Here is an 8,775-nt window from a genome sequence, read left to right as displayed (position 1 = left end):
TGTACAAACTTATATAAAAAACTTTTTTAATTAATATGCTCCTAAATCATGCGAACAGTTTTTCGTATTATTATAATTAAAATATATGTTAAAAATAAAATATTTTAAATAATTATTTAAATGAATAAAAAGTAATATAAAAATAAGGTATCTAAAATTGATTGAAGAATATCAAAATCTTTATCAATCATAGAAAAGTTAAAACACGAAAATATATAATAAATCAATAATTAACGTTAGAAAAGAAAAATGGAGGAATTAGGTGAAAGCTATAATTTTAAGTGCAGGTGAAGGAACAAGAATGAGACCTTTAACTCTCACAAAACCTAAAACAATGTTGCCTGTTGCTGGAAAACCTATTATTCAATATAACATAGAAGCACTGCGTGATTGCGGTGTGAAAGACATTCTTCTTATTGTTGGATATAAGGAAGAGATCGTTAGAGATTACTTTAAGGATGGAAGCCATCTTGGAGTGAATATAAGTTATGCTACTCAAAGCAAATTGGAAGGAACTGCAGATGCAATAGGATATGGAAAAGATTTCATTGAAGATAGCTTAATCACTCTTAACGGAGATATCATATTGGATGTGGATATCCTTAGTGAAATCATTGAAGATTATGAGCAGTCCAAGCCAGACACATTAATGGTGCTTACAGAAGTGGAAGACCCAAGTGCATTTGGTGTTGTTGAATTGGATGGAGACAATATCATCAATATTGTGGAAAAACCTAAAAAAGAGGAAGCTCCAAGCAATTTGATAAATACTGGAATATACATTTTCAATAAGGATATTTTTGATAAAATTGACAAAACTGAAATTTCTCCAAGAGGGGAATACGAAATTACAGATTCCCTATCTCTCCAAATAGCTGATGGAAAAGTGGTTAAAGGACATAAAACCACTAAAGAATGGATGGACATTGGAAAACCTTGGGAATTGATTGAAATAAACGAAGAATTGCTCAATCATATTGAAGGAGAAATCAAGGGAACCGTTGAAGAAGGAGTTACAATCCATGGAAAAGTATTTTTAGATGAGGGCAGTCTTCTTCGTTCTGGAGTCTACATTAAAGGTCCTGTTTACATCGGTAAAAACTGTGATATTGGACCAAACTCATACATTAGAGGAAATTCCTACTTTGGTGATAATGTCCACATCGGTAATGCTGTAGAGATTAAAAACTCAATCATTATGGAAAACACCAACGTTAGCCATTTAAGTTATGTAGGTGACTCTATTTTAGGTTCCAATTGTAATATTGCAGCTGGAACAAATATTGCTAACTTACGTTTTGACAATAAGACAGTAAAAACAACAATTAAAAATAAAAAGACTGATACTGGAAGACGTAAATTAGGTGCAATTGTAGGAGACTCTGTTAAAACTGGAATCAATTCAAGCTTAAGTCCTGGAGTCAAGATAGGAGTGAGAGCTACAATCGGTTCTGGTGTCTTGTTATATGAAGACTTGGAATCTGACATGAGAGTATTGGTAAAGCAAGAGCATATTTTCCAAAACAAAAAGGAAACTGGACAAATCTCTCTTGAAGAAGCAGAGGAAAATAAAGAAGAATAAAATTTTTCAAGATTTATATTTAATGTTTATTAATTATCAATTAATAAAAAAATTTAAATTAAGATTAATTAATTGGATAAATAATTAATTAATTGAAATGATTAATTAATTGAATAAATGATTAATTAATAAAAAACTAAAAGAGGAGTATATTATGAAACTCAATGAACCCGTAAAAATATTCCCTGGTGCACAAGTAATCGGTGATGTTGAAATTGGTGAAAACTGTTCCATTTGGCATGGAGCAGTTATTAGAGGAGATGTAGGACCTATAAGAATTGGTAAAAACTCCAATGTGCAGGACAATTGTGTTCTTCACACTTCAGCAAACTTGACTCTTAAGATTGGAGACAATGTGTCTATCGGACATGGTGCTGTAGTTCATGGCTGTGAAATTGGTGACAATGTTCTTATAGGAATGAATGCTACTGTTTTAAATGGTGCTAAAATTGGAAAGAATTCAATTGTAGGTGCTGGAGCAGTAGTTAGTGAAAATAAGGAATTTCCAGAGAATAGCTTAATATTAGGAGTTCCTGGAAAACTTATTAAAGAGACCACTCCTGAACAAAGAGAAAACATTGCTTGGAATGCAGCACACTATGTTGAACTTGCAAATGAATACGATGATTAAATCATCAATTCAACTGCAATGAATATGATGAATAAATTCATCTATTCATCAACTTTTTTTATAAATTATAACATTTTAAAACTTAAAATCATCTTATTATAATGCTAATTAAATACTAGCTATCAAAAGATAAAATATTATATTTAGAAGGTAAAATAATGAAAGTACGTAAAGAAGTAGAGGAATTAGATCCTTATGTTCCTGGAAGATCAAAAGAGGAAATCGCACAGGAATTTGGAGTGAAAAAAGAAGACATCATCAAATTGGGGTCTAATGAAAATCCATGGGGCCCATCTCCAAAAGTAAAGGAAGCTATTGAGGGAGAACTTGCAAACATTAACAGATACCCAGAATCTGATTTGGAAGAACTTAAAAAGGAATTTGCAAGATACTCCCATGTGAAACCAGAACAAATTATTGTTGGTGGAGATGGGGCAGATGAACTTATTGATACTTTAGCAAAAACCTTCATTGAACCTGGTGACGAGTTTGTAGTCCCTTTACCTTCTTATATGTATTATGAATTCTTATTCAAGCCATATGGTGCAATTCCTAATTATGCAAAATGGAATTTGGAAACAAATACTCTTGATTTGGATTCTGTACTCAATGCAATAAATGAAAAAACAAAAATGCTATTCCTATGCACTCCAAATAACCCAACTGGAGCATTGATTTCACAAGATGAATTAAGGGCAATTCTAGATAAAACCAATAAATCCAAAGGGGGAGTGTGCGATGCAGTGGTTGTAATAGATGAAGCATACTTTGAATACTCCCTAACCAATAATGTAAACCTTTTAGATGAATATGAAAATATTTTCATTCTTAGAACAATGTCTAAAGTAATGGGGCTTGCAGGAATGAGAATCGGTTATGGTATTTCAAGCAAAGAGATAATTGAATTCATGCATAGGATCAAACCTGTCTTCTCACTTACAAAACTTTCATACATAGCTGCTCTCACTACAATAAAAGATACTGAATACATTGAGAAATCCATTAAGGATGGGATAGAAAGCAGAGATTTCCTATACGATGAGATATCTAAAATGAAATCAGTTAAAGTCTATAAATCATACTCCAATTTCATGTTGATTGATATTCATGATACAGGTTACACAGCTGCAGAGATTACAAGAGAATTCATGAAAAGAGGAATGATTGTAAGAGACTGCACTTCATTTAAGGGATTGGACGAATATTACTTTAGAATAAGCATTTGTACATTGGAAGAAGATAAAAAATTCCTTGAAGTAATGAGAGAAATACTAAATGAATAGATAATGCATTTTATTTTTAAGAGCTGATAGAATGGAATATAGTGTAACTGTCACATCATCAATTGAATATCCAAAAAATATGTCTTTTGTAATATTTTTAGCGAAATGCCCTCTTAGATGTCCTTATTGCAGCAATAGCGAAATATTGGAAGAAGGGACTGAAATCAGTTTAGAAGAGATATATGAGAAAATTGATGACTCTGCAATGTTTATGGATGCTGTTGTTGTTTCAGGTGGAGAGCCTTTAGTCCAATATGAAGATGTGATAGAAATCTTCAAATATGTTAGAGAAATTGGTCTTAAAACCAAATTGGACACAAGTGGAGTTTATCCAGATAGACTCCAAAAAATACTTGATTTAGGATTAGTCGATTATGTGGCTATGGATATTAAGGCCCCATTTGACAAATATGAAGAAGTCATTAAAGCAGACATTGGCCAAAATGTAAAGGAATCTATGGAAATTGTAAATAGATATGATGATATCACTTTAGAATGCAGAACCACTTATTGCCCTAAATTGCTCACAGAAGAAGACCTTTTTACAATAGTTGATGAAGTGGAATGTGACTTATACACAATTCAACAATTTAGAAACAGATGCGTTTTAGATGAATCATTGGCAGAGGCAGAAGAGCCAAATCCTCATGACATGGAAGATATTGCTAAAAGAATCAAAGAAGCATACCCTAATCAGGACATAAATGTAAAAACTGCAGAATTTGGTCAAAAAAGCATCTAAATAGCTATTAAAAATCATTCATATTCATAAAATCTATCTTAATCAATGAACTTGAAATTTAAAGAATAAATAGATAAGTTTATTAATTTTTCAATAAAGATAATAATATATTAAGATTTACTTAATTATTATATTCATATTTACTTAATTATTTATTTAAGACTATTTTTATTAAAAGTCTCCAAAAAAGGTGATAAAATGCCAATCATGTCCTTTGGAAGTCAGAACATAAATATAATCACAAATAAAAAAGCTATGACTATAAGGAAACTATGGAAAACACCTTTGAAAGTTGGAGATAGGCTTCATTGCTATTGGAATTTAGCTTCTAAAGAAAAAAAGAAAATTTTTGAAGCTCAAGTTACTGACGTGAAAACACTCCCATTTAAAGAAATCAAAAGCAATGATAAGCTAGCCCAAGAGGAAGGGTATGAAGATTCCAATGAAATGGTTAGGGAATTTAAAAAAATGTATCCTGATGGAATCTCTGATGACGATTTATTCCAAGTAATCTATTTTGAAAAGCTTGACATCAATAAATGGAAAGGGGAAAAAATCGACCAAAAAGAGATGATCACTCAAAGGGCAGACATTTTATTTGATACAGGCAAATATGACAAGTCTGTATTATGTTATAATGCTGCCTTAAAGATTGATCCAAATGATGTTTACCTTTTAAACAAAAAGGGAGACAATTTAAGCAGACTCGACCGTTTTGATGAATCCATTGAATGTTATGATAAGGCTTTGGAAATAGAAGGGGATAACGAATATATCTGGAACAACAAGGCAATAGCTATGCTTAACTCTGGAAATATAGAAGAAGCGCTTGAAGCAAGCAATGGAGCATTGAATGCAAACCCTAACAATCCAGTGGTTCTTTATTGGAGAGGATTCATTTTGGAAATCCTGGCAGAATTCGATAAGGCTTTAGAGGTTTATGACAAATTGATTACCATTGATGATACCAATCCAGAAGTTTGGAATGCACGTGGAAATGTATTAACTGATATGGAAAGGCCTGAAGAGGCATTGGAAGCATATGACAAGGCTTTGGAATTATGTTTGGAAGATTCTGAAATAGATGCAACCGCACAAAACAGAAAAGGAAACGCACTCCTTGATCTTGGTAGATTTGAAGAGGCAATTGAATGCTATGACAAAGCGATAGAACTTGAGCCAAGAAACACATCATTCCTATTGAACAAAGGAGTTGTATTGATGGAACTTGATAGATTCGATGAAGCGGAAATCCTTTTTACTAAAGTTCTTGCTCTTGACCCATCAAATGATGATGCAAGAGTCTTGAAAATGGAATGTCTTGAAAATATGTAATTCTTTTTTGGAATTCTTAATTATTTTTTAAAATTTTTTTAACTAATTTTTACTACTCCATACTATTTTAAACTACTTTTATAATAATTAATTAGTTTATGTAGATTATAGGGTTAATAATAAATAAAAAATGAATTTGAATTAATTTAATTGAAATAATGATTAATTAAAAATAGGTTTACTATATATAACTATATTTTAATAATAGCTAAAATTAAAATAATGAAAAGAAAATTTTATGTAAAAATCAGAATTTCAAATTGTCAATTGCCTTAACTAATTTTTCACTTAAGTCATACGTTCTTTCCATTGGTTCATATGAAAAAGTTTCATAAACAATTGTTGGAATTCCACTTTCCACAACTGGAACTGTAATATATGGAGGACTTGTCCTATACTCAGGAGCATAATAAACAAGTTCCTCGATTTCATCCAATATTATATTCAGGAAATTTGTGGAATTATCGTCAAATCCTGGAGCGAAAATGAAATTAGTTTTTTCATAAGTCCCAGGCCCTTTCAATCCTTTATTGCTGTGAATGTCTGCAAAGAAACCATACTTGTTATCTATTATATGTGGAGCTGCAAACTCTTGGGCAAGCAATTGGCCATCCATACGACCTTCTGTTTCCTCATCAAGCTCGCCAACTACATCTATATTGTAAATATAATAGGAATAATTTAAAATTCCTTCTTTATCACATTCAATTATGGTATCAAACAATCCTCTATGAGCCTTGCTTTCCATTGGGTGCATGCCAATTAGGTAAGCTATTTTAATATCTGAATCAGTGTTTCCAAAAGGTCCATGGAGATGAACAGTTCCCAATTCATTTTCTCCGATCAATTCTGCACCATATAATGAAGAATCCACTTTTGCTTCATCTGTAGGCTCTTCTGGATAATTTTTCATAATCATATTTACACATCACACTTAAAAATTTATTAAAATTCTAAATTATCTACTACATCCACAAACTTATCCATCAAGTCATAAGTTGTATTAATCGGTTCATAACAATATGTTTCATAGTTTACAGTTGGAATCCCCGCTTGCTCTGTAGGCAATGTAATGTAAGGAGGGCTTGACTGTGCACTTGGGAAATAGTAAACCAATTCTGGCATCTTATCCAAGATCTTATTTACAAATGCTTCGGACTTTTCATCTTGACCTACTGCAAAGACAAAATTGGTTTCTTCATAAGTTCCTGAAATCATCCCCTTATTGCTGTGAACATCTACGAAAAGGTCATAATCATTGTTTATTATATGAGGGGCTACAAATTCCTGAGCTAGAAGCTGACCATCCATTCTTCCTTCGTCATCAGTATTGTAGTTAGTTACATTTATTTTATAGATGTAATAACAATAATTTAAGGAACTGTTTTTAGCCACTATTGTATCAAATAAGGCCTTATGCACTTTGCTTTCCAATGGATGCATACCAATTGAATAGGCTATTTTTATATCTGAATCAGGGTTTCCAAAAGGTCCCAATAGCTCTACAGAACCTAAATCATTCTCTCCAAGCAACTGTGAATTGACATCAGATGTGTCTATTTTAGCTTCAGCTGTAGGTCCGTCAGGGTAGGATTGATTGATATCAATGCTATCATCACCAATAGCTACAGCATTTTGAGACTGATTGGAGTTATTTACAGATATTGCATATCCAAAGAAAAGAATAGCTATCGCTAAAATAATCACCAAAACAAGAATTAATTTTGATTTATTGTTATCCGGAATCATATTCTCAAAAATAGTAAAAATTTAGAGAATAATTAAAAATTATCTCTAATTGTTAAAAAAATAATTAATTTTTATATTTCTCAACTAAACTGATTCCCCAGTTTGCCATTTCATCAGCTTTCTCTTGAGAATCAGATTCAGCGAAACATCTGAATATCGGTTCAGTACCTGAAGGTCTGATTATTACCCAGCCGTCATCCTTCAAGATCTTCACTCCATCTGTTGTATCAAGCTCAAAATCAGTTGTTTCCTTGATCTCATCAGCAATCTTAGACATGACTTCCTGCTTTTGGTCATCAGGACACTCGATTTTCAATTTTTCCTGATAATAAACTGGAAGCTCTGCTACAAGCTCGGATAATGGTTTGTCTTCTTTGACTAAGATTTCGAGTATTTTAGCTACAGTCATAGCTGCATCTCTTCCATAGATGAAATCTGGGAAAATGAGTCCTCCGTTTTCTTCACCACCAAATAGACCGTCAGTATCTTTAAGTTTTCTTGCAACAAGCAAATCTCCAACAGCAGTTGCTATAACTTCACCACCGAACTCTTCTGCAATGTCATAAATAGCTTGGGAAGTAGCTACAGTAGTTACAATAATTCCTCCGCCATTTTCCTTCAACATATGCTTTTCAACAAGGGCAAAGGTCTTGTCGCCTAAAATGAAGTTTCCTTTCTCATCAATGCAGATTGTCCTGTCTGCATCACCGTCATGAGCAAGACCAATATCCGCTCCGAGATTCTTCACAGTTGCGATGAGGTCTTGAAGATTTGGTTCTATTGGCTCTGGGTCTCTTCCTGGGAAAAATCCGTCTGCCTGACAGTTGATGGTTGTCACTTCACATCCCAATTCCTTAAGGATATAAGGTGCTGTGTAGGAACCTGCTCCTGAACCGCAATCAACTACAACCTTAAGTTTTCTGTTTCTGATTGCTTCTGCATCAACTCTTTTAATGGTTTCTGCAATATACTCCTTGATTATAGTGTCATTTGTAAAGCATTCTCCAATCTTATCCCAAGAAGCCCTGTTAGGTTCTGAGTCAAAGTATAATTTTTCAACCTCAATTTCCATATCATCTGGAGTTCCTATACCGAACTCATCCACGAATTTCAATCCATTATACTTTGGAGGGTTGTGAGAAGCGGTTACAATGATTCCTCCATCATAATAATTTCTTACAGCATATTGAATAGCTGGAGTTGGAAGAATTCCCAAATCCACCACATCACAGCCAGATGAAAGCAAACCTGCAGTGATTGCATGCTTAAGCATTGGAGTGCTTGTTCTTGTATCCCCTCCAATAGCTACTGTACCTTGAACAATGGATCCGTAACTTGCAGCAAGACGTGACGCAAATTCTGGAGTCAAGACATCATTTGCAGTTCTTCTTACACCAAATGTACCAAATAATCTTTTTTCCACCATTTTATGACCTTTTATAAAATTAATAAA

Annotated in this window: 8 protein-coding genes; 5 read left to right on the top strand and 3 right to left on the bottom strand. The window is 32.9% G+C overall.

Annotated elements, in window-relative coordinates; genetic code table 11:
- The first annotated feature begins 262 nt into the window (after positions 1-262).
- The 5 genes from glmU (at position 263) to IJI80_RS00680 (ending at position 5,573) form a co-directional block, all read left to right on the top strand.
- Positions 263-1,582, top strand: a complete 1,320-nt coding sequence (glmU, locus tag IJI80_RS00700) for a bifunctional sugar-1-phosphate nucleotidylyltransferase/acetyltransferase (protein ID WP_292786533.1) — start codon at positions 263-265, stop codon at positions 1,580-1,582.
- Positions 1,583-1,736: 154 nt separating this feature from the next.
- On the top strand, positions 1,737-2,213 hold the full coding sequence (locus IJI80_RS00695; protein WP_292786531.1) for a gamma carbonic anhydrase family protein: 477 nt from the start codon (positions 1,737-1,739) through the stop codon (positions 2,211-2,213).
- 158 nt (positions 2,214-2,371) lie between these two features.
- Complete coding sequence (gene hisC / locus IJI80_RS00690) at positions 2,372-3,496, top strand: histidinol-phosphate transaminase (RefSeq protein ID WP_292786529.1); 1,125 nt, start codon at positions 2,372-2,374, stop codon at positions 3,494-3,496.
- A 31-nt stretch (positions 3,497-3,527) separates the two neighbouring features.
- Positions 3,528-4,238 carry an anaerobic ribonucleoside-triphosphate reductase activating protein gene (locus IJI80_RS00685; RefSeq protein ID WP_292786526.1) on the top strand — a complete coding sequence of 237 codons (711 nt, stop codon included), beginning with the start codon at positions 3,528-3,530 and terminating at the stop codon, positions 4,236-4,238.
- 198 nt (positions 4,239-4,436) lie between these two features.
- On the top strand, positions 4,437-5,573 hold the full coding sequence (locus IJI80_RS00680; protein WP_292786523.1) for a tetratricopeptide repeat protein: 1,137 nt from the start codon (positions 4,437-4,439) through the stop codon (positions 5,571-5,573).
- A 247-nt stretch (positions 5,574-5,820) separates the two neighbouring features.
- Here the strand turns inward: IJI80_RS00680 and IJI80_RS00675 are convergent, their stop codons facing one another.
- The 3 genes from IJI80_RS00675 to glmM all read right to left on the bottom strand — a co-directional run bounded on the left by IJI80_RS00675 (position 5,821) and on the right by glmM (position 8,748).
- Entirely contained in the window at positions 5,821-6,492 is a 672-nt protein-coding gene (locus tag IJI80_RS00675) for an adhesin (protein ID WP_292786521.1), read from the bottom strand.
- Between the two features lie 26 nt (positions 6,493-6,518).
- Positions 6,519-7,322, bottom strand: coding sequence for an adhesin (locus IJI80_RS00670; protein ID WP_292786518.1), 804 nt, complete (start codon positions 7,320-7,322; stop codon positions 6,519-6,521).
- A 64-nt stretch (positions 7,323-7,386) separates the two neighbouring features.
- Positions 7,387-8,748 (bottom strand): phosphoglucosamine mutase, encoded by a 1,362-nt coding sequence (gene glmM, locus IJI80_RS00665; RefSeq protein ID WP_292786515.1) that lies wholly within the window; start codon positions 8,746-8,748, stop codon positions 7,387-7,389.
- Between the last annotated feature and the right edge of the window lie 27 nt (positions 8,749-8,775).

This window comes from Methanobrevibacter sp. (assembly GCF_017432245.1).
GTDB lineage: Archaea > Methanobacteriota > Methanobacteria > Methanobacteriales > Methanobacteriaceae > Methanobrevibacter.
The sequence above is the reverse complement of the archived record's forward strand: the minus strand, read 5'-3'. Positions and strand labels throughout refer to the sequence as shown.